This is a genomic window from Citrobacter sp. VF227 (genome assembly GCF_052950715.1).
In genome coordinates this window covers 784,461-811,046 of the sequence record NZ_JBRFVF010000002.1, presented here as the reverse complement: position 1 = coordinate 811,046, position 26,586 = coordinate 784,461, and the positions used below count along the sequence as shown (strand labels likewise).

Genomic DNA, 26,586 nt, shown 5'->3' with positions numbered 1-26,586 from the left:
ACGCCGCCATCCGGCAATACAACGTTATTATTCAAAACGCATGGGAAGCGTTTTCCCGTTCGACTCCCAGACGCCCTGATAAACCCCGTCTTTTAAATCCAGTGTTATTTTCTCTTGCGATTGTTCAGCTGCAGACGTCTTCAGTTCATAATGTTGATTATCGGCCGTATCGCACTTACCGGTTAATTCAATCGGTGCGCCAAATTTCTGGTAAAAGTAAGCCCCGTCAATAAAATCACCGTATTTGCACTGCACCTTCAACACAATACGCATGCTTTTTCCCAGCGTGCCGTACATCACCTTGCCGTCAATGCCGGGGGCGGGCTCAACCGGTGTTGTACTCTTTGCGCCAGTCAGATACTGGCCGTATGACGTGAGCTGATTATGCAGTTCTGCGGTAGGTATTTTCGTGGTGAAATCGCCCAGATCGTCGAGCGCACGGCTGGCATGGTTGCTACAGCGTCCATTCAGGAAGGCCAAATGGTCTTTTTGCAGAGAGAATTTATCGATGTAGTACAAACCGTCGGTGTAGGTTGCGCATGATGCGTAGAATTCGGCATAGTCAAAATCATCGCCTTTCTCTTCTTTTATTTGCGCCGACGTCTGCGATTTATGCGCATCAACAAAGGTGTCGATTTGGCCACGGATATCTTTTCTGATGCGGGTATTTAATTCGGCCATCGTAGAGCGGGAAAAGAGATCGTTGAGGGTAATTGCTGCGCCGTTGGCTAAATCGAAGCTGAGCGGTACATTGTACGATTCACAATACGCGCCGCACCCTTCGACAAACATGTTCAGTGACAGTATTTTGTCGTCGCGATACTCAACCGTGTAATCAAGGTTTGCGGTGGCGTTTCTCTCTGATTTCGCAAACTGGTTCACTGTTGTTTGTGGATTGTTACCCGGTAGCTGATTGATAAAGCTTGCGAAAATATAATCGTTAATGCGTTTAGCGACCTGAGGGTTATCCGTTGAAGTAAACCACGGCACGCGATACTGTATCTCAGCGCTTGCGGGGTAGCGATATTCAAGGTTTTTTATTTCAAGTTGCGTTGCTGCGGCGTAGCCGGAAAGGAGCAGTAAAGCCACTGCGCTCAGATATCCTTTCATTCTTATTCCTTGTAGGTAAGTGGCCTGAAGATTTATTCGTAGTAGTTATAAATTCCCGCAGCCATCACCAGCTGTGACGCTACCTCATGGGCTTTTTCACGACTAACCAACAGATCAATGATTTTTAAACCGAAATCGATGGAGGTTCCCGGTCCCTGGCTGGTTAACAGGTTAACGCGCGGATCCCACACGACGCGCTTGTCCTGCCATTGCTCCGCGGGGATCTTGTCTTTCAGCGCCGGGTAGCCGGTCATGTTGCCGATGGGAAAAATGTCGTGTGGGACGAGGACGGTCGCGGCAGCGGCGCAGATTGCCGCGACTATGCGTCCGGAGCGATGAAACTGTTTCACGGTTTCGACCAGCAGGGGACTGTCGCGAAAGCACTCGGCACCTTTGACACCACCGGGCAGCACGATGATGTCGAAATCGCCGTCGGCAACTTCGACTAATGGCGCATCCGCCAGCAGTTTCACACCGCGCGAGCACACGATCGTCAGATTGCCATCGCTGGCGACGCTGGCGGTTGTGACCTTAATTCCGCCGCGAACCAGCAGATCGATAGTAGTAACTGCTTCGGTTTCTTCACTACCAGGGGCGAGACATACCAGTGCTTGAGCGCTCATACTCACTTTCCTTTCTTTTAACCATTTCAAACAGGCGGGCATTTTCCGGAACGGCGATGCCGTGCGCGCGTGCGCGTTTTAACAAATAACCGGTAATGTAGTCGATCTCGGTATGACGCATGGCGCGAATGTCCTGCAGCATAGATGAGATATTTTCCGCCGTACTGTCAATCACTTGCTCGACATAATAGCGTAAATCATCCGCTGATGTGTGGTGGCCTTCGCGTTCGATCACCGCTGCCACTTCCTCGCAGATGAGCGCTATTTTTTCCGGATGGTGGCGTAACTCACCGTTTGGGCAATCCCATAATGCGGTCAGCGGGTTAATGACGCAGTTGACGGCCAGCTTGCGCCACAGCTCGGCGCGAATAGTGTTGTGCCAGGCGACGTCCGGCAGCACCTCTTGCAGGGTTTCAGCCAGATAGCTGAAATCTCCGTCTTGCTCACGCGCCGGTCCAATACGCGTTGTTCCCTGAGCGACATGAATGATGACGTTCCCGTCACGGCGTGCTGCGTGGGTGGTGGTACCCATCAGCAAGGGTTGCTTAATGTTATGTAACTCTTCAATCGTCCCCATACCGTTGTGAATAAGCAGAATGGGCGTGGTTTCAGGCAGAATTGCGGCCAGGCCTTTTACCGCATCAGAAACCTGCCAGGCTTTCAGAGTGACCAGCAGCAGGTCGCTTTTTGCCAAAAAGTCGGGGTCGTTTGCCGTCAGGGATTCATTAAAAACTGAGCCATCCGTGTCGATCAGGTTTACGCTGCAGTAGGGTTGCGGTACGCGCAGCCACCCTTGCACCTCATGTCCATGTTTGCACAGTGCTGTAAGCCATAGCTGTCCTAACGCTCCACATCCCAGTACGGTAATTTTCATTCTTCCTCCTCACCTGCAACAACACCAGGTGTTAATCCATTTCGACCGCACCCCATTATTGTTCGCAGATGTCACTACCACGTACAATGAAGGGATACAGCCTAGTATAGCGCTGTCTGTTGAGTAACTTTGCAGGTATTATGCTTTGCATCAAAAATGAAGGGAGAGGAAAAGATGCCATCTTTCGATATTGTCTCTGAAGTTGATCTTCAGGAAGCCCGTAACGCGGTGGATAACGCCAGCCGTGAAGTCGAGTCACGCTTTGATTTTCGTGGCGTTGAAGCCACTTTTGAGCTGAATGAGTCAAATAAGACGATTAAGGTGCTGAGCGAGTCTGATTTCCAGGTCAATCAGCTGCTGGATATTTTACGTGCAAAGCTGCTGAAACGCGGTATTGAAGGCACGTCGCTGGACGTACCAGAGACCTTCGTGCACAGCGGTAAAACCTGGTTTGTTGAAGCTAAGCTGAAGCAGGGCATTGAAAGCGCGGTGCAAAAGAAAATCGTTAAGCTGATCAAAGACAGCAAGCTGAAAGTGCAGGCGCAGATTCAAGGCGAAGAAATTCGTGTGACCGGTAAGGCGCGTGACGATCTGCAATCCGTCATGGCGCTGGTTCGCGGCGGCGATCTCGGCCAGCCGTTCCAGTTTAAGAACTTCCGCGATTAAGTCGTAATGCCTGATCCGGCCTACAGGTCGCACACGCTATTTGTAGGCCGGACAAGACGATAGTCACCATTCGGCACTCTTCACGCCTGGCTTATCGCTTGCTCAACTTCGAATCGATTGGTCACTTTGCTGTCGATTTTCACGTAGGCTGAATGCTCTTTCGCCACGATTAACACTTCGCTTATCCCTTCTTTCGCCAACAGACGCTGCTTCAACGTGTCATCCGCGGCAATCTCTGGTGGGATTTCCACGCGCAGGCTGCTGACGTACGGCGGTTCTTTCATTGTGCTTGCCACCAGTAACCAAATGGCTGCCAGCAGCGCGCCGGCCAGGAATACTGCCTGACCATTAAACATTTCGACCACCCAACCGCCGAGTGAACCGCCAATCGCCACGCCAAGAAACTGGCTGGTGGAGTAAACGCCCATCGCCGTGCCTTTGTAACCCGCAGGCGATTCTTTGCTGATAAGCGAGGGGAGGAGGGCTTCCATCAGGTTAAAGGCGAGGAAGAAGATCTGCACGCCCGCAATCAGACCCCAGAAACGCACGTTAGCGCTCCATAATACGATCTCTGCGATAAGGATCAGTAACACGCAGGCGAGGAACACGCGTTTCATCTTGCGCTTCACTTCGGCGTAAATGATGAACGGCACCACGGAAACAAAAGACAGCAGCATCGTCACCAGATAAATTTTCCAGTGTTCGGCGGCGGGGAAACCGGCTTTCGCCAGTTGTCCTGGTAACGCGACGAAAGTGGACATCAACAAAATGTGCAGGCACATGATGCCGAAGTTGAGCTTCAGCAGTTTAGGCTCCGCCAGCACTTTGCTGAAGCTGCCTTTTACCATGCCCGACTCGCGGTTCAGCACGTGGTTGGTACTATTGGGAACGACCCAAATAGTCAGCACGATACCCGTGGTGGCAAGAGCGGCAATCATCCAGAACAGCGCGTGGAGCCCCAGCGCATGGGTAACGATGGGCCCCAGCACCATCGCAATGGCAAAGGTGATACCAAAGCTGACGCCGATAAACGCCATCGCTTTGGTGCGGTTTTGCTCGCGGGTTAAGTCGGAAAGCAGCGCCATCACGGCGGCAGCAATCGCGCCAGAGCCTTGTAGGGCGCGGCCTAGAATAATTCCCCAGATTGAATCGGAAAGGGCGGCAATCACGCTGCCGAGAACGAACACCGCCAGCCCACCGACGATAAGCGGCTTACGGCCGATGCGGTCAGAGAGCAGACCAAAGGGGATCTGGAAGACGGCTTGCGCCAGGCCATAAATGCCGATGGCAAGGCCTATCAGCGCTTCGCTGGCACCCTGTAGCGCCATGCCGTACGTGGTCAGAACTGGCAGAACCATAAACATGCCAAGCATGCGCAACGAGAATACGGTCCCTAAACCCCAGGTGGCGCGCAACTCACCGGGCGTCATTTTGTAATCGTTCATTCCCACCTCTGTATTAATTTCGCGCCTAGTGTAAAGCGGGGAAGGAATGGGGTAAACCTCTACGATATGTGGAATTGTGTAGCACGGAAACTTAAATAGTTACGGTTGCAACTAATTTGCTTGCGATAATTTCAGGTGTAGTCTTTTTGTGGTTATTACTAATGGAAACAGGGAAAAGGAAAATGGTATTTCGTAATAAATATCACCAATTGATTCAGGCTGATGACGGTATTCAATGGACATCATTCTAATGAGTATTCAAGACGATGTGTTAAAGCTTTTCAGGGAAGAAATACCCGGGTATTTGGATGAAAACTGGAAAGAGGTTCCTTTAGAACTCGACTCAGAACTATTTGATGTCCCCGGTGATGACCTCCACAGTGCTCTGACTCGATATGAGAAAGAGTTTAAAGTCGATTTATCATGTGTGAACTGGAAACCGTATTATCCGTGGCACAATTTGCCACTATTCACTAGATGGTTCAAAGCTAAATGGGAAGAAGTAGAAGGCACACGTTTACCTTTAACCGTAAGGATGTTTGCGGAGTCAGCAGAGGCGGGGAAATGGTTGTTTGAGATCTGGCCTGATGAACAAAAAGACGAGACCTGACGCTGTCAAAATCGGGTAGTAAATAAAAAGGATGCCGAAGTACCCTTTTAGCATTCGCTGAATTTACCCAACCAAGGTCAACAGGGTGTATGAATAATACATCATAAAGTCTAATGATATCATGATATTAGTACGACTAAAGATCGCATACAGTGGACATCCTTCTGATGAGAACTTATGAAGTTGAAGTTATTGAGTACATCATGAAGAATTACCCAATTAGGGAACGTTGGTTCAGACCTGGTCTTAAGCAGGTCACTAAACAATGGACCCTTGAGGATGATTTTCAGTTTGTTCCGGAAGATGCATATGATTTTTTAGCTGATTTATTTGAACATTTTGATATTGAATATTCGAATTTTGATGGAAGGAATTATATTGAACAAGAATACCCTTTCTGGCGAAAAGATCCTCCTGAAATTGAGTTGAAGCCTTTGACAGTTGGGATGATTATTGAGTCAGCAAAGGCCGGGAAATGGCTATATGATTGAATAGCTTTCTTGCCAATAAAAAGGGTGCCGAAGCACCCTTTTCGTATCAGCAGATTTTACCAGACGTAAGTCAGCAGGTTCTGCGAGTTTGGCACCATAAAGTCGACGGACATCATCACGGAAAGCGCGGTAATGGCGATGATGGAGAAGCCGAACAGCTTGCGCGCCCAGACTTTGTCATCTTCCACTTTATAACCGCGCAGCGCCATGCCCAACCACCAGACGCTCACCGCCGCAGCAACAATCAGGTATTTATAACCTGCATAGCCGCCCAGGGTTAGCATCAGCGTGGCGATAGCAAATGCGATGATATACAGCGTGATATGGTTTTTCGCGACTGAAATGCCTTTCACCACCGGCAGTACTGGGATGTTGGCAGCCTGATAATCCTTAAAGCGGAAAATCGCAATCGCGTAAGAGTGCGGCATCTGCCACAGGCTGAAAATAGCCAGCAGAATCAGCGCACCGCTATCGAACGCACCGGTTACGGCGCAGTAGCCAATCACCGGCGGCGCAGCGCCGGAGAGTGAGCCAATCAGCGTGCCATAAACGGAATGGCGCTTCATGTACAGGCTATAGACGCCCACATAGACCACGAAGCCCATTACCCCCAGCCAGCAGGCCAGAGGGTTCGCGCCAAACCACAGCAGCATAAAGCCAGCAATACCCAGCAGGGTGGCGTATACCAGTGAGACCGCAGGGGAAATCAGACCTTTAACCAGCACGCGGTTTTTGGTCCTCTCCATCTTCCTGTCGATATCCCTGTCGATGTAGTTGTTAAATACACAACCCGACGCCACAACCAGTGACACCCCAACCAGCGTGTAGATAAACAGGGGATAATCAATGCTGCCTTTCGAGGCCAGCAGGAACCCCCCAATCACCGAGATCAGGTTGCCAAAGATGATGCCTGGTTTCGTTACTTGCAGGTATTGCTTAAACATCATAATCGCCGCTCTTAGTGCATCATCATGTTGTAGTTAAGGTTCCACATAATCCAGATGGAGCCCACAACCAGGATGGCGATGATTAGCACAGTAAAGACAAAGGCCGTCATGTTCCAACCTTCATCAGATTTGCTATTCATGTGCAGGAAGCACACCAGGTGCACCAGAATCTGTACCACTGCCATTGCCAGAATAGTTCCCAGAATGACGGCCGGAGAGGCAGAACCTGTCATCACCATCCAGAACGGAATAACCGTCAGGATGATCGACAGGATAAAACCTGTCATGTAGGTTTTTACGCTGCCATGGGATGCGCCGCCGCTCTCGTTAGCATGACTCATTACATCGCCCCCATCAGATAAACAACAGTGAACACACAGATCCATACCACATCCAGGAAGTGCCAGAACAGGCTCAGGCACATGATGCGGGTACGGTTAGTACTGGTCAGGCCGCGACGAGCGACTTGCACCATCAGAACTGCCATCCAGATAAGACCGGAGGTGACGTGCAGACCGTGCGTGCCGACCAGCGCGAAGAACGCAGACAGGAAACCGCTACGATCCGGGCCCATGCCGTTAACAATCAGGTGATGGAATTCATAGAGTTCCATCCCGATGAATCCGGCACCGAACAAGAAGGTCAACGCCAGCCAGGAGATAACCTGGCTCTTGTTGTTCTTGTACATGGCAATCGCTGCCATGCCGTAAGTAATGGAGCTGAATAACAGCAGGAATGTTTCAACCAGAACGAACGGCAGTTCAAAAATGTCCTTACCTGTCGGGCCACCTGCGGTGCCGTTCACCAGAACGGCATAGGTTGCAAACAGAATAGAGAACAGAATGCAGTCGCTCATCAGGTAGATCCAGAATCCGAAGATTTTGGTCTGGCCTGCATCGTGGTGCCCGTGTTCGTGCGCGTGGGCAGTCGCGTGCGTTAAAGTATCAGTTGCCATTTTTCAGCCCTGCCTTAGTAATCTCATCGAAATGCTGGTTTTCCAGTTTTTCGATTTCCGGGACCGGCACGTAGTAATCCACGTCTTCATCAAAGCTTTTCACAATCCAGCTGATGATCATGCCTGCGAAGCTTGCAATCGCCAGCCACCAGATATGCCAGATCATGGCGAAACCAAACAGTGTTGCGAAGGCGGTAATGACGATACCGGCACCGCTGTTCTTCGGCATATGAATCTCTTCATAGTGCGCAGGCTGCTTGTACGCTTCACCTTTTTCTTTCATTTCCCAGAAGGCATCACGCTCGTGAACGTGCGGCACAACGGCAAAGTTATAGAACGGAGGCGGGGAAGAGGTTGCCCACTCCAGCGTACGACCACCCCATGGGTCACCGGTCAGGTCACGATTCTGCTCGCGGTCGCGAATGGACACGTACATCTGAATGAACTGGCACAGGATACCCAGTGCAATCAGCGCGGCACCACAAGCGGCAACAACCAGCATCGGATGGAACTGCGGGTCAATCTGCTGGCTGAGGCGACGGGTCATACCCATAAAGCCCAGCACGTACAGCGGCATAAATGCCACGAAGAAGCCGATGATCCAGAACCAGAATGCGCGTTTACCCCAGGTCTCGTTCAGCGTGAAGCCAAACGCTTTCGGCCACCAGTAGGTCATCCCCGCGAAGCAACCAAATACCACGCCGCCGATGATAACGTTATGGAAGTGCGCAATCAGGAACAGACTGTTGTGCAGTACGAAGTCGGCACCCGGAACCGCCAGCAGTACGCCGGTCATGCCGCCGACTGAGAAGGTCACGATAAAGCCAATCGTCCACAGCATTGCTGAGTGGAATACGATACGGCCCTGATACATGGTGAACAGCCAGTTGAAGATCTTCACCCCGGTCGGGATGGCGATAATCATGGTGGTAATACCGAAGAAGGCGTTTACGTTTGCGCCGGCACCCATGGTGAAGAAGTGGTGCAGCCAAACAATGAACGACAGAACGGTGATACACACGGTTGCCCACACCAGCGAGGTGTAACCAAACAGACGCTTACGCGAGAAGGTTGCAGCGACTTCGGAGAATACCCCGAATACTGGCAGGATCAGAATGTACACTTCCGGATGGCCCCAGGCCCAAATCAGGTTGATGTACATCATCATGTTGCCGCCCATATCATTGGTAAAGAAATGGGTGCCCAGATAGCGATCCAGGGTCAGCAACGCGACGGTAACCGTCAGGATTGGGAAAGAAGCGATAATCAGGATGTTCGCGCACAGAGACGCCCAGCTAAATACCGGCATCTTGAACATGGTCATTCCTGGCGCACGCATCTTAATGATGGTCACAAAGAAGTTGATACCAGTCAGCGTTGTACCAATACCGGACAACTGGACTGCCCATATCCAATAATCGACCCCGACGCTTGGACTGTACTCTATTCCCGAGAGCGGCGGATATGCCAGCCAACCGGTCTGAGCGAATTCACCTACGCCCAGAGACAGGTTAACCAGGATTACGCCGACAACGGTGAACCAGAAGCTCAGGTTGTTCAGGAATGGGAACGCAACGTCACGTGCGCCGATCTGCAGCGGAACCACCAGGTTCATCAGACCGATAACAAATGGCATTGCCACGAAGAAGATCATAATCACGCCGTGAGCCGTGAAGATCTGGTCGTAGTGGTGAGGTGGCAGGAAACCCGCTTCACCTGCTGAAGCCAGCGCTTGCTGACTACGCATCATGACGGCATCTGCAAAGCCACGAATCAACATGACGATTGCGACGATGACATACATGATGCCAAGGCGTTTGTGGTCAACCGAAGTCAGCCACTCTTTCCATAGGTAGGTCCACTTACCGAAGTAAGTGATTAGGCCCAGTAAGGCCGCACCACCGATGATAATGGCAGCGATCGTAACCATGACAATGGGTTCATGGAACGGCACTGCATCCAGCGTCAATTTTCCGAACATCGTATTCTTCCTCGGCCCCTTAGTGAGCGGATTCCGCGTGGCTCATGTCCATGCCTTCCATGCCTTCGTGTGCGTTGTGCTCACCTTCGGGTTGGGTCATGTCCATGCTCTTACCGTGAGCCATAAATTTGTTAATAACGTCTTTAAACAAATCAGGTTTCACGTTGGAGAAGTATTCCACCTGGTTGTATTCGCTTGGCACAGCCACTTTTTCGAACGCAGCCATGTCGCTCATGGTGTTCGGAGACTGTTTAGCTTTAGCAACCCATTGGTCGAATTCGGCGCGGTCCTTTGTTGCGATAGCCTTGAACTTCATACCGGAGAAGCCTGGTCCGCTATAGCTTGCGGAGATACCATCATAAGTACCGACTTCGTTGGCGATCAGATGCAGTCGAGTCTGCATACCGGCCATGGCATAAATCTGGCTACCCAGACGCGGGATAAAGAAGGAGTTCATCACGGAGTTAGATGTCACTTTGAACTCAACCGGAGTATTCGCCGGGAAGGCGATTTCATTCACGGTAGCGATACCCTGTTCCGGATAGATAAAGAACCATTTCCAGTCCATGGAAACCACTTCGATGGTAATGGGCTTCTCGTCATGCGCCAGCGGTTTGCTTGGCTCAAGAGCGTGAGTGGTTTTCCAGGTCAGTACGGCAAGGAAAATGATGATTAAGATCGGCACCGTCCAGACCACAGCTTCCACTTTATTGGAGTGTGACCAGTTCGGGCTGTACTTCGCATCTTTATTGCTTGCACGATACTTCCAGGCAAAACCAACAGCCATCAAGATGGCTGGAATAACGACAATCAACATCAGGCCAAATGCCGTCAGTATCAGTGAACGTTGTTCCAGTCCAATCTGTCCTTTAGGGTCAAGCAGCGCAGAATTACAGCCACTGAGTAACGCAGTGCCTGCAATTAATGACAACCATCCCAAACTTTTATTGTATTTCCTGAGTCTCATTTAACGACCTCAATTCCACGGGACCGGGTGGCGTTTAAAGTGTGAGGGCATTTTACGGGAAGGTTACATTACTGTAAACATCCTTGGATCTGTGTTACTGGGTTCTGCCATGCGTGTCACATATGTTACAATATATGTCGCTTTGACTTTAAGAACCTGTTGCAACATCACGTTATAACGAAAGCGGACAGGCGGAGGAGATGCTGAGGGTAATTGGTATAACCAATACGAAAATAAAACAATTAATTAACAATTAATTATCAATAAAAAGACAACTCAGGAACAAAAAATAAATCTGTAGTGGCTGAATCGAGTAAGGAAAATAGAATATATAAAAGGCGTCAATAATTTCCAAATTCTTTGGCGCACAAAATAACAAATATTATTTTTATCAATTGTTGTTTATTTAGCCGTTATAATTACGCAGGGTGATTACAACGGCTTATTAATACGGATTTTTACGCCAGACGGGTTTTGCGCAGAGCCAGATAATCCAGCAATCCGCCAAAAATGACCCCGCAGACGGCGACCGTCACTGAGACTTCAAGCAGTTCCGGCAGGAAGGAGAAGTGAGTGTAATCGAGGGCGTTCATCGTCAGCAGTAGCAGCCAGACTGCCAGCAAACAGCAACCCACTACCAGCGTCATTAATGCCAGACCGTACGCTCCACGAAATTCCGTGCGTGGAAGAAAGCTTTCATTTTGCCAACTATGCTCCAGGGTCTGACGACAAACCAGCAACAGTATGAGACCAGGGATCGCGGCAAACACCGAGAACAGATAAAACGTCGGCCATCCGTGCGCTTCGACAAACCAACCCGCTACCGGGCCAACATAAACGCGACCAACGGCTGAAAGCGCAGAGAGCAGGGCGAACTGGGTCGCTGAGAAGGACTTATTGCACAGCGTCATTAATAAAGCGACAAACGCTGCCGTGCCCATTCCGCCACACAGGTTTTCAAAGAAGACGGCGGCCGCCATACTGAACATGTGTTTGTCAGTGATGGACAATAGCCAGTAGCCTGCATTTGACGCCCCTTGCAGAATGCCAAATATCAGCAATGCGCGGAACAGCGAAAGACGCTGCATCAGGATCCCACCGTACAATGCACCAACGATGGTTGCCAGAAGCCCGAGCGTTTTATTCACCACGCCGACTTCACCCGCATCAAATCCGACGCCGCGGATTAAAAAGGTGGTGGTCAGACTCATGGCGAAGGCATCCCCAAGCTTATACAACACAATAAGCAGCAGGATAAGCCAGGCGTTGTTACGACCAAAGAAGTCGCGCAACGGAGCCGCCACTGCCTGCTCCAGCGTTTTGGGCACCGGAATGGCATCAGTCGGTTCGGGCGCTAACAATGTGGCAATGATGCAAGGTATCAGCAGCGCCGCCATCAGCCAGTACATGCCTTGCCAGCCCAGCCAGCGATCGGCCATCCACAGAGCCAGCCCACCGGAAACCAGCATCCCTAAACGATAGCCCAACACGCTGATTGCTGCGCCAGTGCCACGTTCTTCGGCAGGTAACACGTCGGTTTTCCAGGCGTCGAAGACGATATCCTGCGATGCTGAACAAAACGCGATCACCACGGCCAGTGCGGCCATCCAGCGCAGTTGTGTGCCGGGCTCAAGAAAGCCCATCGCGGCGATAGAAATGAGTAACAGTACCTGGGTTGCCAGCAGCCAACCGCGGCGTCGACCTAAAAATGGCGGCGTGTAGCGGTCCATAAGCGGGGACCAGAGGAACTTAAACACGTAGGCCTGGCCGACCAGAGAAAAGAAACCAATGGTTTTAAGATCTATATTCTCAACCGTCATCCATGCCTGAAGCGTACCTGAGGTCAGTGCGAGCGGTAAACCGGAAGCAAACCCCAGAATGAGCAGGATAGCTGAACGTGGTTGCTGAAAAATACGTAAGTAATGACTGGACATGGGCTTCTATAGGCCCGACGAACGCCGGGCCATATGGGCAGAAATTAACGCGCGTTCTGCTTGATGAAATCGTGAACGCTGGTGTCCTGAGACATATCAGCGATGGTGTCGGTCAGCACGCTGTTAACGGCGTCAGCGATATTTTTGTTAGAGGCCTGCAGTGCGCCTTCAACAGAATAGCTTGCGCGGTAGTTTTTGGTCATCTTGTTGCCGTTAGCAGCGGTCGCAATGATGGCGATATCTGCTTTGGTGGCAATGTTATAGCGCACGCTACCCTGAGACACGTCAGCGTACAGCTGGCTAACAATGATTTGCAGGTTTACAGCGCCGTTTGGTCCAATCATATAGCCGCGTGCGGTCATCTGTTTTTCCAGCACTTCTTGCAGCAGGAAACGCAGATCGCGGGACGCGGTCAGGGTAACCAGCTGGTTGTCGCGGGTGACTTTTGCCAGCGCTTGATCCTGACGCTGGTCGGCACCGTTGATGCTAACGGTCACGCCCATCAGGCTTGGGTCCTGCTGCGGCAGCGTAATCTTCGGGGAGACTTCAATAGTGGTTGGCGGCGTTGCGCATCCAGCTAACATGAACAGCGCGACTAACGGGAAGAGGATTTTTTTAAACATGCCAGGGCTCTCAGCGAATCTAAATTGTATGGTTGGAGAAAATTCCCGCCATCATAACATCGCCAACGATGAGGGGAAGTGGGTAACGCATGTAAATTCATTGTGTTGTCCGTTTTATGACTTTCTAAAGACCATAAACGGGATTTTTGCAATAAATCGAAGTGAGGATTCAGTGAACTTCATCCGTTTGGCTGAGAAAATCAGACAAGCGCTAATTTTTTGTTGCTAAGGTGTAATGAAAACGGTAAAAGCGGCTAGTATTTAAAGGGATGGGTGACATCTCAGCGTTGTCGGAGGAAAAATTTCATGATGATTCGTGAGCAAATAGAAGAAAAATTAAGGGCAGCGTTCGAACCCGTATTCCTCGAAGTTGTGGATGAAAGCTATCGTCACAATGTCCCGGCCGGTTCTGAAAGCCACTTTAAGGTTGTGCTGGTTAGCGATCGCTTTACAGGTGAACGTTTTCTTAATCGCCATCGGATGATTTACAGCACGTTAACGGCGGAGCTTTCCACAACCGTTCATGCCCTTGCCCTGCATACCTACACCATTAAGGAGTGGGAAGCGTTGCAGGATACGATCTTTGCATCGCCTCCGTGTCGTGGGGCGGGAAGCATCGCGTAAAAACGGATTTGCAACAACCGACGCTTTTCCAGTATGTTGCTACAGATTATGTGAAAACGGCCTGCGGGCCGTTTTGTTTTGTCTGAATTCTGGGGGTGTCGTACAGTATTCAGACAAAAATTAGCCGGGAATTGTGAAAAAAGCCGCAGCAACGCGCGATAACCGTTCTCGACTCATAAAAGTGATGCCGCTATAATGCGCGTCTTATTTTTCGGAATGTCTTCGGGATGATTCTGACGACAGGGAATGTGATTGATTATGAGAACATCCCAGTTCCGCGAAGCCAACAACCTGTGCTTGCGGAGAAGAGTTGACCGAGCACTGTGATTTTTTGAGGTAACAAGATGCAAGTTTCAGTTGAAACCACTCAAGGCCTTGGCCGCCGTGTAACGATTACTATCGCTGCTGACAGCATCGAGACCGCTGTGAAAAGCGAGCTGGTCAACGTAGCGAAGAAAGTGCGTATTGACGGTTTCCGCAAAGGAAAAGTACCGATGAATGTTGTTGCTCAGCGTTATGGCGCGTCTGTTCGCCAGGACGTTCTGGGCGACCTGATGAGCCGCAACTTCGTTGACGCGATCATCAAAGAAAAAATCAATCCGGCTGGCGCACCGAACTACGTTCCGGGTGAATACAAGCTGGGTGAAGATTTTACTTACGCGGTAGAGTTCGAAGTTTACCCGGAAGTTGAGCTGACTGGCCTGGAAGCAATCGAAGTTGAAAAACCGGTTGTTGAAGTTACTGACGCTGACGTTGACGTGATGCTGGACACCCTGCGTAAGCAGCAGGCAACCTGGAAAGACAAAGACGGCGCTGCTGATGCAGAAGATCGTGTAACCATCGACTTCACCGGCTCTGTAGACGGCGAAGAGTTCGAAGGCGGCAAAGCGTCTGACTTCGTTCTGGCGATGGGCCAGGGTCGTATGATCCCAGGTTTCGAAGAAGGCGTTAAAGGCCACAAAGCTGGCGAAGAGTTCACTATCGACGTGACCTTCCCGGAAGAGTACCACGCTGAAAACCTGAAAGGTAAAGCCGCTAAGTTCGTTATCAACCTGAAGAAAGTTGAAGAACGTGAACTGCCGGAACTGACTGAAGAATTCATCAAACGTTTCGGCGTTGAAGATGGTTCCGTCGCGGGTCTGCGCGCTGAAGTACGTAAAAACATGGAGCGCGAGCTGAAAGGCGCAGTGCGTAACCGCGTTAAGTCTCAGGCGATTGAAGGTCTGGTAAAAGCTAACGACATCGACGTTCCGGCTGCGCTGATCGACAGCGAAATCGACGTTCTGCGTCGTCAGGCTGCACAGCGTTTTGGCGGTAACGAGAAACAAGCGCTGGTACTGCCGCGTGAACTGTTCGAAGAACAGGCTAAGCGTCGTGTAGTTGTTGGTCTGCTGCTGGGCGAAGTGATTCGCACCAACGAGCTGAAAGCTGACGAAGATCGCGTTAAAGGCTTGATCGAAGAGATGGCTTCTGCTTACGAAGATCCGAAAGAAGTTGTTGAGTTCTACAGCAAAAATAAAGAGCTGATGGACAACATGCGTAACGTCGCTCTGGAAGAGCAGGCTGTTGAAGCCGTTCTGGCGAAAGCGAAAGTGACTGAAAAAGCCACTTCCTTCAACGAACTGATGAACCAGCAGGCGTAATTCGTTGCTTTTTTAGCACGAATTTCCTACGCAAGCCCGTCACCTTTTGGTGGCGGGTTTTTTTTTGTCACGCATTTTGCATGGGAAGAGTGCGAAAACAGCGTTTCAGTGTTAGCGTTACAACAAAAGATTGTTATGCTTGAATTATGGCGATGTCGTACCCATTACTGAGGGACTAGCTGATAATCCGTCCATAAGGTTACAATCAGCACAGCAGGTTTTTTCAAATTTTATCCAGGAGACGGAAATGTCATACAGCGGCGAACGAGATAACTTTGCACCCCATATGGCGCTGGTGCCGATGGTCATTGAACAGACCTCACGTGGTGAGCGCTCTTTTGATATCTATTCTCGTCTACTTAAGGAACGCGTCATTTTTCTGACCGGCCAGGTCGAAGACCATATGGCTAACCTGATCGTGGCGCAGATGCTGTTCCTGGAAGCAGAAAACCCAGAAAAAGATATCTACCTGTACATCAACTCCCCTGGTGGGGTGATCACTGCCGGGATGTCTATCTATGACACCATGCAGTTTATTAAGCCGGACGTCAGCACCATTTGTATGGGCCAGGCGGCCTCAATGGGCGCGTTCCTGCTGACCGCCGGGGCGAAGGGTAAACGTTTTTGCCTGCCTAACTCTCGCGTCATGATCCACCAACCTCTGGGCGGTTACCAGGGCCAGGCAACGGATATTGAAATTCATGCCCGTGAAATCCTGAAGGTAAAAGGGCGCATGAACGAACTTATGGCGCATCATACGGGTCAATCTCTTGAGCAGATTGAACGTGATACCGAGCGCGATCGCTTCCTCTCTGCTTCTGAAGCGGTAGAGTACGGTCTGGTCGACTCGATTTTGACCCATCGTAATTAATGCCCAGCGCGCATGTGTGCCGTTATAATTACCTGGAGCGGCACAACGCTGACTAGCGTCTTGCGCCTGAGAATGGCATTTGCGTCGTCGTGTGCGGCACAAAGAACAAAGAAGAGGTTTTGACCCATGACAGATAAACGCAAAGATGGCTCGGGCAAATTGTTGTACTGCTCTTTTTGCGGCAAAAGCCAGCATGAAGTGCGTAAGCTGATTGCCGGACCATCCGTGTATATCTGCGACGAATGTGTTGATTTATGTAACGACATCATTCGCGAAGAGATTAAGGAAGTAGCACCGCACCGTGAACGCAGTGCGCTGCCGACGCCACATGAAATTCGCAACCATCTGGACGATTATGTTATCGGCCAGGAGCAGGCGAAGAAAGTGCTGGCGGTCGCGGTATACAACCATTACAAACGTCTGCGCAACGGCGACACCAGCAATGGCGTCGAGTTGGGCAAAAGTAACATCCTGCTGATTGGCCCAACGGGTTCCGGTAAAACGCTACTGGCTGAAACGCTGGCGCGCCTGCTGGACGTTCCGTTCACCATGGCTGATGCCACCACGCTGACCGAAGCCGGTTATGTGGGTGAAGATGTTGAAAACATTATTCAGAAGCTGCTGCAGAAGTGCGATTACGACGTGCAGAAAGCACAGCGCGGGATTGTCTATATCGATGAAATCGACAAGATCTCTCGTAAGTCTGACAACCCGTCTATTACCCGTGACGTTTCTGGCGAAGGCGTGCAGCAGGCGCTGTTGAAACTGATTGAAGGTACGGTTGCCGCCGTTCCGCCGCAGGGGGGGCGTAAACATCCTCAGCAGGAATTCCTGCAGGTTGATACCTCCAAGATCCTGTTTATTTGCGGTGGGGCATTTGCCGGTCTGGATAAAGTCATTGCTAATCGTGTTGAAACCGGCTCCGGCATTGGTTTTGGCGCAACGGTAAAAGCGCAGTCTGACAAAGCCAGCGAAGGTGAACTGCTGTCGCAGGTGGAACCGGAAGATCTGATCAAATTTGGTCTGATCCCTGAGTTCATCGGTCGTCTGCCGGTTGTGGCAACGCTGAGCGAACTGAGCGAAGAAGCGCTGATCCAGATCCTCAAAGAGCCGAAAAATGCCCTGACCAAGCAGTATCAGGCGCTGTTCAATCTTGAAGGTGTTGATCTGGAATTCCGTGAGGAAGCGCTGGATGCGATCGCCAAGAAAGCGATGGCGCGTAAAACCGGTGCGCGTGGTTTGCGTTCTATCGTCGAAGCTGCGTTGCTCGACACCATGTACGATCTGCCTTCTATGGAAGACGTCGAAAAAGTGGTGATCGATGAGTCGGTGATTGGCGGCCAGAGCAAGCCATTGCTGATTTACGGTAAGCCGGAAGCACAGCAGGCATCTGGCGAATAATTCATCAATTCATACAGACATTTAATTTAAAAGGGGGGATTTTATCTCCCCTTTTATTTTTCCGTAAACATGGCGTTGAATGTGTGGGAAACATCCCCATATACTGACATACATGTTAAAGGTGGTGTGGAGCACAGTCGTACCACCTGATTACCTGGCGGAAACTAAACTAAGAGAGAGCTCTATGAATCCTGAGCGTTCTGAACGCATTGAAATCCCCGTATTGCCGTTGCGCGATGTGGTGGTTTATCCGCACATGGTCATACCCTTATTTGTAGGGCGGGAAAAATCTATCCGTTGTCTGGAAGCGGCTATGGACCATGATAAAAAAATCATGCTGGTCGCGCAGAAAGAAGCGTCAACGGATGAGCCGGGTGTAAACGATCTTTTCACCGTCGGGACCGTGGCCTCTATTTTGCAGATGCTGAAACTGCCTGATGGCACCGTAAAAGTGCTGGTCGAGGGGTTACAGCGCGCGCGTATTTCAGCGCTGTCTGACAACGGCGAGCACTTCTCTGCGAAAGCGGAGTACCTTGACTCGCCTGCTATTGATGAGCGCGAACAGGAAGTGCTGGTACGTACTGCTATCAGCCAGTTCGAAGGCTATATCAAGCTGAACAAGAAAATCCCACCAGAAGTGCTGACGTCGCTGAACAGCATTGACGATCCTGCGCGTCTGGCGGACACCATCGCAGCGCACATGCCGCTGAAGTTGGCTGACAAACAGTCCGTGCTGGAGATGTCCGACGTTAACGAACGTCTGGAATATCTGATGGCGATGATGGAGTCTGAAATCGATCTGCTGCAAGTTGAGAAGCGCATTCGCAACCGCGTGAAAAAGCAGATGGAAAAATCCCAGCGTGAGTACTATCTGAATGAGCAAATGAAAGCGATTCAGAAAGAGCTCGGCGAGATGGACGACGCGCCGGACGAAAACGAAGCGCTGAAGCGTAAGATCGACGCGGCGAAAATGCCGAAAGAGGCAAAAGAGAAAGCGGAAGCAGAACTGCAGAAGCTGAAAATGATGTCTCCGATGTCGGCGGAAGCGACCGTGGTGCGTGGTTACATCGACTGGATGGTACAGGTGCCGTGGAATGCGCGTAGTAAGGTCAAAAAAGACCTGCGTCAGGCGCAGGAAATCCTCGATACCGACCATTACGGTCTGGAACGCGTCAAAGACCGTATCCTTGAGTATCTCGCGGTACAAAGCCGTGTAAACAAAATCAAAGGCCCAATTCTGTGTCTGGTAGGACCGCCGGGGGTGGGTAAAACCTCTCTGGGACAGTCCATCGCCAAAGCGACCGGACGTAAGTACATCCGTATGGCCCTGGGCGGCGTGCGTGACGAGGCTGAAATCCGCGGTCACCGTCGTACCTACATCGGTTCAATGCCGGGTAAACTGATCCAGAAAATGGCCAAAGTAGGCGTGAAAAACCCGCTGTTCCTGCTTGATGAGATCGACAAAATGTCTTCTGACATGCGTGGCGATCCGGCTTCCGCACTGCTTGAGGTGCTGGATCCAGAGCAGAACGTGGCGTTCAGCGATCACTATCTGGAAGTGGACTACGATCTCAGCGACGTGATGTTTGTTGCGACCTCTAACTCCATGAATATTCCGGCCCCGTTGCTGGATCGTATGGAAGTGATCCGTCTGTCTGGATATACCGAAGACGAGAAGCTGAACATTGCTAAACGTCACCTGTTGCCGAAACAGATTGAGCGTAACGCGCTGAAAAAAGGTGAACTGACGGTCGACGATAGCGCCATTGTAGGCATTATTCGTTACTACACCCGTGAAGCGGGCGTGCGTAGTCTGGAGCGCGAAATCTCCAAACTGTGCCGCAAAGCGGTGAAACAGCTGCTGCTTGATAAGTCACTGAAACATATTGAGATCAACGGCGACAACCTGCACGACTACCTGGGCGTACAGCGCTTTGACTATGGCCGTGCGGACAACGAAAACCGCGTGGGCCAGGTGACCGGTCTGGCGTGGACGGAAGTGGGCGGCGATCTGCTGACCATCGAAACCGCCTGCGTACCGGGTAAAGGTAAGCTGACCTACACCGGTTCGCTGGGTGAAGTCATGCAGGAATCCATTCAGGCTGCGCTGACTGTGGTGCGTGCGCGTGCGGAAAAACTGGGTATTAATCCGGATTTTTACGAAAAACGCGACATCCACGTTCACGTTCCAGAAGGGGCGACGCCGAAAGATGGTCCAAGTGCGGGTATCGCCATGTGTACCGCGTTGGTTTCTTGCCTGACCGGTAACCCGGTCCGCGCCGACGTGGCGATGACCGGCGAGATCACCCTGCGTGGCCAGGTTCTGCCGATCGGTGGTTTGAAAGAAAAACTGCTGGCGGCACACCGTGGTGGTATTAAAACGGTCTTAATTCCAGACGAAAACAAACGTGACCTGGAAGAGATTCCGGACAACGTGATTGCCGATCTGGACATCCATCCGGTGAAACGCATTGAGGAAGTACTGACTCTCGCGTTGCAAAATGAACCCTCCGGAATGCAGGTTGTGACCGCAAAATAGTGACCTCGCGCAAAGAGCACTAATAAAAACTGGGCTGGCAGGCCATTTCGGACTTGCCAGCCTTTTTTTGTATAGCTAATTTAGATGACGGATTGGGCTTGCCATCATTAACGGGTGTTGTAAGGGCATGGCAGGCCTGATATAACTGCTGCGCGTTCGCACTTTGAAGGATTCATGTGCGATATAAATTATAAAGAGGAAGAGAAGAGTGAATAAATCTCAACTGATCGACAAAATTGCTGCAGGGGCTGATATCTCTAAAGCTGCGGCTGGACGTGCGTTAGATGCAATTATTGCTTCTGTTACCGAATCTCTGAAAGAAGGTGATGACGTAGCGCTGGTAGGTTTTGGTACTTTTGCCGTTAAAGAGCGTGCTGCCCGTACTGGTCGCAACCCGCAAACAGGTAAAGAGATCACCATTGCCGCGGCTAAAGTACCGGGCTTCCGTGCAGGTAAAGCACTGAAAGACGCGGTAAACTAAGTGATTCCCCCTTTGGGGATGTGACGAAGTACAAGGGCGCATCGACTGATGTGCCTTTTTTATTTGTAATTCCGGTACTTTCTACGTGTTGTGGGCTGACAATTACCCCTGTTTCTTGTCACAATAGGCCTTTGTGCGCAGCGTTCAGGAAACGCTATGCTGCGTGAAGCATATATACTCAAAATCCTTGCCGCCGTTGTTGTGTCAACGCGCAGGCGGCTTGAGAGATAACGCGTATAGTCATCTACAGCGGAGTGTGGTTACACCATGATGGACAGCTTACGCACGGCTGCTAACAGTCTCGTGCTCAAGATTATTTTCGGTATCATTATCGTGTCGTTCATTTTGACCGGCGTGAGTGGTTACCTGATTGGCGGGGGCAATAACTTCGCCGCCAAAGTGAATGGCCAGGAGATCAGCCGCGGGCAGTTCGAGAATGCGTTCAACAGTGAACGTAACCGCATGCAGCAACAGCTGGGCGATCAATACTCCGAGCTGGCCGCGAACGAAGGCTACATGAAAACGCTGCGTCAGCAGGTGCTGAATCGTCTTGTTGACGAAGCGCTGCTGGATCAGTATTCCCGCGAGCTTAAGCTCAATATCAGCGACGATCAGATTAAGCAGGCTATTTTTGCCACGCCTGCTTTTCAGGTCGATGGCAAATTTGATAACAACCGCTACAACGCGATTGTTAATCAGATGGGCATGACCGCGGATCAGTACGCACAGGCATTACGTAATCAGCTTACTACCCAGCAGCTGATTAACGGCGTTGCCGGTACGGACTTTATGCTCAAAGGTGAAACGGATGAGCTGGCAGCGCTGGTTGCACAGCAGCGTATCGTGCGCGAGGCGACAATTGACGTTAACGCTCTGGCCGCGAAGCAGTCTGTAACCGAGCAGGAAGTTGCCAGCTACTACGAGCAGAATAAAAATAACTTTATGACGCCGGAACAGTTCCGTGTGAGCTACATCAAGCTGGATGCTGCAGCAATGCAGGAGACGGCCAGCGATGCTGATATTCAGTCTTACTATGACCAGCATCAGGACCAGTTCACGCAGCCGCAGCGTAACCGCTACAGCATCATTCAGACCAAAACGGAAGATGAAGCCAAAGCGGTACTGGACGCGCTGAACAAAGGTGGTGATTTCGCTGCACTGGCAAAAGAAAAATCTGCTGACATCATCTCTGCGCGCAAAGGCGGGGACATGGGATGGCTGGAAGATTCCACCACCCCGGACGAGCTGAAGAATGCCGGTCTGAAAGAAAAAGGTCAGCTGTCTGGCGTGATTAAGTCTTCCGTTGGTTTCCTCGTTGCGCGTCTTGATGACGTACAGCCTGCGAAGGTTAAACCGCTGAGCGAAGCCCGTGACGACATTGCGGCGAAAGTGAAGCAGGAAAAAGCGCTGGATGCTTACTATGCGCTGCAGCAGAAAGTGAGCGATGCCGCCAGCAACGACAATGAATCCCTGGCTGGCGCGGAGCAGGCTGCGGGCGTGAAAGCGGTTGAAACGGGCTGGTTTAGCCGTGACAGCCTGCCGGAAGAGCTGAATTTCAAACCTGTTTCAGACATCATTTTCAATGGCGGTCTGGTTGGCGAGAACGGAACGCCTGGCAGCAACTCTGACATCATCACCGTGGATGGCGATCGCGCATTTGTCCTGCGTATTGCAGAGCACAAAGCCGAAGCCGTTAAGCCGCTGGCGGAAGTGAAAGAGCAGGTAACTGCGCTTGTTAAGCACAATAAAGCAGTGCAACAGGCGAAGCTGGATGCTGATAAACTGCTGGTGGATCTGAAGGCCGGTAAAGGCGATGAAGCCATGAAAGCGGCGGGTCTGAGCTTTGGTGAAGCGAAAACCCTGAGCCGTACTGGTCAGGATCCGCTGAGCCAGGCTGCGTTTAGTCTGCCTCTGCCGACGAAGGATAAACCGAGCTACGGCGTGGCAAACGACATGCAGGGCAACGTTGTTCTGCTGGCGCTGGACGAGGTGAAAGCCGGTTCTATGCCTGAAGCGCAGAAGAAAGCGATGGTACAGGGGATTACCCAGAACAACGCGCAGATTGTCTTCGAAGCGCTAATGAGCAACCTGCGCAAAGCGGCAAAAATTAAAATCGGTGATGCGCTGGATCAGCAGCAATAACCGAGGCTGCTCGCAAAAAATTGCAAAAAGTTGTATCCCCCAAAGGCCGCTTTCGCGGCCTTTTCCAATTCTGATATTTGCTGTTTGTCTGCCGTACTGCACCTCGCTATCGTGATTCCACTGTTAACAAACAAGGAGAAAACAGTATGAAACATGGAATCAAAGCTCTGCTTATCACCCTTTCATTGACCTGTGCTGGCATGGCTCAAAGCGCACTGGCTGCAGAGCCTGTCGCCAAAAGTCAGGCGGTACAAACTAAAGCGGAGACCTCAGGGGCGGCACAAAGCAAAGCCACACTGCCGACTAAGGCAAGTGACGATGAAGGCACCAGGGTAAGCATCAACAGCGCTTCCGCGGAGGATTTAGCGCGAGTCATGAACGGTGTCGGCCTGAAGAAAGCACAGGCGATTGTGAGCTATCGTGAGGAGTACGGGCCGTTTAAAACGGTGGAGGACTTAAAGCAGGTACCGGGTATGGGCAGTTCGCTGGTGGAGCGTAACCTGGCAGTTTTAACACTTTAATAACTTGCACAGCGCTGAAAATTTGCCAGACTAGAGAGGTCATACCAGTTATGACCTCTCTACCCTAAAGTATGTTCTTATAAAAACAACCTAAGGTTTCTGCGCTATGCAAACACAAATCAAAGTCCGTGGTTTTCATCTTGATGTCTATCAGCACGTCAACAACGCCCGCTATCTCGAGTTTTTGGAAGAAGCCCGCTGGGATGGTCTGGAAAACAGCGACAGCTTTCAATGGATGACTGCGCACAATATCGCTTTTGTGGTCGTGAATATAAATATTAACTACCGCCGTCCAGCGGTACTCAGCGACCTGCTGACCATTACCAGCCAGGTTCAGCAATTAAATGGCAAAAGCGGGGTGTTAAACCAGACAATTACCCTGGAGCCGGAAGGGCAGGTGGTGGCAGACGCATTGATAACCTTCGTCTGTATTGATTTGAAAACGCAAAAAGCGCTGCCGCTGGAAGGGGAGTTACGCGAAAAGCTGGAGCAGATGGTGCAGTAGTGGCTGCAAGTGTCTGCAGGCCGGATAAGCAAAAGCTATCCGGCATCACTCAACACATTACTTTAACCCGGTTTTCTGCTTCATTGCCGCCATCACCGCCGGTTTATCTGCAAGATAATGGTTCAGGCCGTTGGCGCGCAGATTACACGCCGCACAGTGTCCGCAACCGTCACCTTTGATGCCGTTATAGCAGGTCAGCGTTTCTTCACGTACCAGATCCAGCTTACCCCAGTAGTCAGCCAGCGCCCAGGTTTCGGCTTTATCGATCCACATCAGCGGGGTTTCAAAGCGGATATCTTTCGCCATCCCCAGGCTCACGGCATGGTTCAGCGCTTTGACGAACTCATCGCGACAGTCCGGGTATCCAGAGAAATCCGTTTCACACACGCCGGTAATGACCGCCTCTGCCTGTACCTGATATGCGTAAATTGCTGCCAGCGTTAAAAACAGAATATTGCGTCCTGGCACAAAGGTGTTGGGAATGCCGTTCGCATCCGGTTCGTAATCAGGTACCGGAATATTATCGCGGGTCAGGCTGCTGACGGCCAGTTCGCTGAGCAGCGTGACATCAAGTACCTTGTGCGCGCGTGCGCCGAGTTTTAAGGCCAGGTCACGTGCGACATCGATCTCAGCGCGATGGCGCTGACCATAATCGAAGGTTACGCAATGTACTTCATCATATTGATGTAGCGCTTGCGCCAGACAGGTCGTGGAGTCCTGGCCCCCACTGAATACAACAACGGCACGTTTCATGGCTTTTCCTGACAAATAACAAAACCCTTATAGTAGCGTCTGGGTGTGTCGCCGACCAGCTTCTTCATGCCAACGGGGGCGGTAGCCAGGCTTCGGTGAACTCAAACCAGCCGCGAGGATTCAGGCGTACGCCGTTCACGCCCGGTGGCGCGCTGATACGATAGTGATAATTGAACAGCGGCGTCAGGGTTGCGTCATGCATCAGCGTGGCGAAAACTTGTTGTAAGGCCGCATGACGATCGTCTTCATCGGCCTGGATTTGCAGGGCATCCAGGGTAGTTTGCAGATGAGTAAATGCTGGTGCGCTCAATACGTGTGACCAGAGTTGATCGCAGCGCAGCCACTGCTCGAGCGTATATTCAGGTGCTTCGCCAATTAATCTGTCGCCCATCATCAGGTCGGCCAGAGCTAAAGGATGCTCGCCATCCCAGTTTTTAGCATTATGAAAAATAAGGGTTAATTCACAGCCGAGCTGTGCCAGCGCCAGTCGAAGCTGTTCAGCCATGGCGTGCAGTTCTACCGGCAGGTGATAAGCCAGCGTCAGTTTTTCCGGTAGCGCTACCTCGTCCAGCTCATCCCATTGTGGGATAGTCCATCCTGGCAACAGCGCATTGCTTGGCGTGATCAGATTTTCATCCACCTCAAGCGTTTGTAGCAGGGAAGAACGATGGATAATATTGACCAGCCGACGGGCCTGCTGCGTATTCAGGCGTGCGCTTTTTCTGAGCGTGAGATAACAAAAACCGAGGCTGATCCCGCTGCTCACCTGGCTTAGCATTGGCAGCTCTTCGGGTTTACCAATTGCAATTTGCACAGGATGGCGACAGCTGGTGCCCAAATCCTGAGAGAACAACTGCGGGGTTATCCAGTATTCAATGGCTTTTAGTAGCGGATGTCTCAAATGGTAGTGATCGTGACTCTCGATACGCACCAGCTCAGGAGTAAATAGTGTCAACCTAAACGGGCCAGTACCCACAACCGGGTATGCAGGATGCGCCAGGTGACTGCTGTAGCTTGCCAGACGATGCGCCAGCCAGTAATCGGGGCGATGCAAAATAAAGGTCAGGCACTGGGGATGCGTCACCTCAATACGCTTTACGCTGATAAACAGCTTATTCAATGCCGGTAGCGCTAACAGCTTCAGCAATTGTTGATGTAGCTGCGTGCTGCTGACCGCATCGCCGTTATGCCAGTACAAGGTGGAACGAATATAGAAATCCCAGCGCAGACCGTCGGCGGAGATATTCCAGTGGTGGGCCAAATCACCGCAGGGGCGTTGCGTATTACTGTCAAACCGGGTCAGGCCAGAGAAAATTTGTCCGGCGAGGTGTTGCTCCGCGCGGCCGGGGAGAAATCCAGGGTGCAAAGGGTCAAGCTGGCGGTAATAGGGAATACGCAGGGTTGGCGTGTCGTTTTGCCACTGACCGCCCATAAACGGCTGTAGCAACGTTCTTAATTCTCCCGGTGCCAGTTGAGCCAGCTCCAGCACGCTAAGCTGTTCTCCCTTTTGTAGCGCCTGTTCCATCATGGTGTTGCGCAGGGAATCCGGCGTCACCAAAAAGCGTAACTGCCCGCGTTTCCCGCGCCCCGACTGGGCGTGCCACTCCAGCCAGCCAGCATCCTGTGCTTGCTTTAGCAGGGTGCGTACGTGGCGCTCGCTGCAAAAACAACGTTCGGCCAGTTCCCCTACGGTCACCGACTGCGGTTCGCCGTGCGACGGTTGCCACAGGCGTTGGTACTGGTTCAGGCGATTAAGCAGACGCATTGATACTTGATCCTTCAGGATGGCCCGTTAACGGTTTTTGCGCAGATAAACCCGGAACAATTCATTTTATCTATTCACTATTACTTCCGTATATCTCAAGTGATACTGAATCACA

25 protein-coding genes are annotated in these 26,586 nt (G+C 51.3%); 12 read left to right on the top strand and 13 right to left on the bottom strand.

Translation table 11 applies throughout. From position 1 onward, the window contains the following. Positions 1-27: 27 nt before the first annotated feature. From ACU8YC_RS11340 to panE, 3 genes are read right to left on the bottom strand one after another with little or no spacing between them, the layout of a single operon-like run. Complete coding sequence (locus ACU8YC_RS11340; protein WP_446895338.1) at positions 28-1,110, bottom strand: hypothetical protein; 1,083 nt, start codon at positions 1,108-1,110, stop codon at positions 28-30. A 32-nt stretch (positions 1,111-1,142) separates the two neighbouring features. Beyond that, positions 1,143-1,733, bottom strand: a complete 591-nt coding sequence (yajL, locus tag ACU8YC_RS11335; RefSeq protein WP_187259369.1) for a protein deglycase YajL — start codon at positions 1,731-1,733, stop codon at positions 1,143-1,145. Next, entirely contained in the window at positions 1,696-2,607 is a 912-nt protein-coding gene (panE, locus tag ACU8YC_RS11330) for a 2-dehydropantoate 2-reductase (RefSeq protein ID WP_040232714.1), read from the bottom strand. Before panE ends, yajL begins: the two co-directional genes overlap by 38 nt. Positions 2,608-2,781: 174 nt before the next feature. Between panE and ACU8YC_RS11325 the strand changes: the two genes are divergently transcribed. Further along, positions 2,782-3,273 carry a YajQ family cyclic di-GMP-binding protein gene (locus ACU8YC_RS11325; protein WP_003831002.1) on the top strand — a complete coding sequence of 164 codons (492 nt, stop codon included), beginning with the start codon at positions 2,782-2,784 and terminating at the stop codon, positions 3,271-3,273. An 80-nt stretch (positions 3,274-3,353) separates the two neighbouring features. Here ACU8YC_RS11325 and ACU8YC_RS11320 read toward each other — a convergent pair whose 3' ends face one another. Beyond that, on the bottom strand, positions 3,354-4,718 hold the full coding sequence (locus ACU8YC_RS11320) for an MFS transporter (RefSeq protein ID WP_423390322.1): 1,365 nt from the start codon (positions 4,716-4,718) through the stop codon (positions 3,354-3,356). Positions 4,719-4,953: 235 nt separating this feature from the next. Here ACU8YC_RS11320 and ACU8YC_RS11315 point away from each other — a divergent pair, with 235 nt between their 5' ends. Beyond that, positions 4,954-5,328 carry a DUF1493 family protein gene (locus ACU8YC_RS11315; protein ID WP_040232711.1) on the top strand — a complete coding sequence of 125 codons (375 nt, stop codon included), beginning with the start codon at positions 4,954-4,956 and terminating at the stop codon, positions 5,326-5,328. A 167-nt stretch (positions 5,329-5,495) separates the two neighbouring features. Then, on the top strand, positions 5,496-5,819 hold the full coding sequence (locus tag ACU8YC_RS11310; RefSeq protein WP_423390321.1) for a DUF1493 family protein: 324 nt from the start codon (positions 5,496-5,498) through the stop codon (positions 5,817-5,819). 56 nt (positions 5,820-5,875) lie between these two features. On the opposite strand, the gene cyoE is transcribed toward ACU8YC_RS11310, so the two are convergent. The 7 genes from cyoE to ACU8YC_RS11275 all read right to left on the bottom strand — a co-directional run bounded on the left by cyoE (position 5,876) and on the right by ACU8YC_RS11275 (position 13,226). Beyond that, positions 5,876-6,766 carry a heme o synthase gene (cyoE, locus tag ACU8YC_RS11305; RefSeq protein ID WP_286543130.1) on the bottom strand — a complete coding sequence of 297 codons (891 nt, stop codon included), beginning with the start codon at positions 6,764-6,766 and terminating at the stop codon, positions 5,876-5,878. A gap of 11 nt (positions 6,767-6,777) precedes the next feature. Further along, a complete protein-coding gene (locus ACU8YC_RS11300; protein ID WP_003021607.1) occupies positions 6,778-7,107 on the bottom strand; it encodes a cytochrome o ubiquinol oxidase subunit IV in 330 nt (109 codons plus the stop codon). Further along, positions 7,107-7,721: a cytochrome o ubiquinol oxidase subunit III gene (locus ACU8YC_RS11295; RefSeq protein ID WP_003021608.1), complete on the bottom strand. Its 615-nt coding sequence runs from the start codon at positions 7,719-7,721 to the stop codon at positions 7,107-7,109. The genes ACU8YC_RS11300 and ACU8YC_RS11295 overlap by 1 nt, the downstream gene beginning before the upstream one ends. Beyond that, a complete protein-coding gene (cyoB, locus tag ACU8YC_RS11290; RefSeq protein WP_151218623.1) occupies positions 7,711-9,702 on the bottom strand; it encodes a cytochrome o ubiquinol oxidase subunit I in 1,992 nt (663 codons plus the stop codon). The genes ACU8YC_RS11295 and cyoB overlap by 11 nt, the downstream gene beginning before the upstream one ends. Before the next feature lie 19 nt (positions 9,703-9,721). After that, positions 9,722-10,669 (bottom strand): cytochrome o ubiquinol oxidase subunit II, encoded by a 948-nt coding sequence (gene cyoA, locus ACU8YC_RS11285; protein ID WP_151218624.1) that lies wholly within the window; start codon positions 10,667-10,669, stop codon positions 9,722-9,724. 458 nt (positions 10,670-11,127) lie between these two features. Further along, positions 11,128-12,603: a muropeptide MFS transporter AmpG gene (gene ampG, locus ACU8YC_RS11280; RefSeq protein ID WP_151218625.1), complete on the bottom strand. Its 1,476-nt coding sequence runs from the start codon at positions 12,601-12,603 to the stop codon at positions 11,128-11,130. Between the two features lie 44 nt (positions 12,604-12,647). After that, a complete protein-coding gene (locus ACU8YC_RS11275; protein WP_151218626.1) occupies positions 12,648-13,226 on the bottom strand; it encodes a lipoprotein in 579 nt (192 codons plus the stop codon). Between the two features lie 306 nt (positions 13,227-13,532). On the opposite strand from ACU8YC_RS11275, the gene bolA reads away from it, so the two are divergent. The 9 genes from bolA to fadM all read left to right on the top strand — a co-directional run bounded on the left by bolA (position 13,533) and on the right by fadM (position 23,953). After that, positions 13,533-13,850, top strand: coding sequence for a transcriptional regulator BolA (bolA, locus tag ACU8YC_RS11270; protein WP_003021619.1), 318 nt, complete (start codon positions 13,533-13,535; stop codon positions 13,848-13,850). 344 nt (positions 13,851-14,194) lie between these two features. Continuing rightward, a complete protein-coding gene (gene tig / locus ACU8YC_RS11265) occupies positions 14,195-15,493 on the top strand; it encodes a trigger factor (RefSeq protein ID WP_446895337.1) in 1,299 nt (432 codons plus the stop codon). A gap of 247 nt (positions 15,494-15,740) precedes the next feature. Continuing rightward, positions 15,741-16,364 (top strand): ATP-dependent Clp endopeptidase proteolytic subunit ClpP, encoded by a 624-nt coding sequence (gene clpP, locus ACU8YC_RS11260; protein WP_003021624.1) that lies wholly within the window; start codon positions 15,741-15,743, stop codon positions 16,362-16,364. A 126-nt stretch (positions 16,365-16,490) separates the two neighbouring features. Continuing rightward, positions 16,491-17,765: an ATP-dependent protease ATP-binding subunit ClpX gene (gene clpX / locus ACU8YC_RS11255; RefSeq protein WP_003831013.1), complete on the top strand. Its 1,275-nt coding sequence runs from the start codon at positions 16,491-16,493 to the stop codon at positions 17,763-17,765. Positions 17,766-17,949: 184 nt separating this feature from the next. After that, entirely contained in the window at positions 17,950-20,304 is a 2,355-nt protein-coding gene (lon, locus tag ACU8YC_RS11250) for an endopeptidase La (protein ID WP_016152052.1), read from the top strand. 190 nt (positions 20,305-20,494) lie between these two features. Next, the gene (hupB, locus tag ACU8YC_RS11245) at positions 20,495-20,785 is read left to right on the top strand and encodes a nucleoid-associated protein HU-beta (protein WP_219352570.1); all 291 of its coding nucleotides are present in this window, start codon (positions 20,495-20,497) and stop codon (positions 20,783-20,785) included. 267 nt (positions 20,786-21,052) lie between these two features. After that, positions 21,053-22,927 carry a peptidylprolyl isomerase gene (ppiD, locus tag ACU8YC_RS11240; RefSeq protein ID WP_370618840.1) on the top strand — a complete coding sequence of 625 codons (1,875 nt, stop codon included), beginning with the start codon at positions 21,053-21,055 and terminating at the stop codon, positions 22,925-22,927. A 146-nt stretch (positions 22,928-23,073) separates the two neighbouring features. Then, entirely contained in the window at positions 23,074-23,448 is a 375-nt protein-coding gene (locus ACU8YC_RS11235; protein ID WP_151218629.1) for a helix-hairpin-helix domain-containing protein, read from the top strand. Between the two features lie 106 nt (positions 23,449-23,554). Further along, a complete protein-coding gene (gene fadM / locus ACU8YC_RS11230; protein ID WP_003021636.1) occupies positions 23,555-23,953 on the top strand; it encodes a long-chain acyl-CoA thioesterase FadM in 399 nt (132 codons plus the stop codon). Positions 23,954-24,010: 57 nt separating this feature from the next. Here the strand turns inward: fadM and queC are convergent, their stop codons facing one another. After that, positions 24,011-24,706 carry a 7-cyano-7-deazaguanine synthase QueC gene (gene queC / locus ACU8YC_RS11225; RefSeq protein WP_003021638.1) on the bottom strand — a complete coding sequence of 232 codons (696 nt, stop codon included), beginning with the start codon at positions 24,704-24,706 and terminating at the stop codon, positions 24,011-24,013. 64 nt (positions 24,707-24,770) lie between these two features. Beyond that, positions 24,771-26,471, bottom strand: coding sequence for an SgrR family transcriptional regulator (locus tag ACU8YC_RS11220; RefSeq protein ID WP_187252913.1), 1,701 nt, complete (start codon positions 26,469-26,471; stop codon positions 24,771-24,773). Positions 26,472-26,586 lie beyond the last annotated feature (115 nt).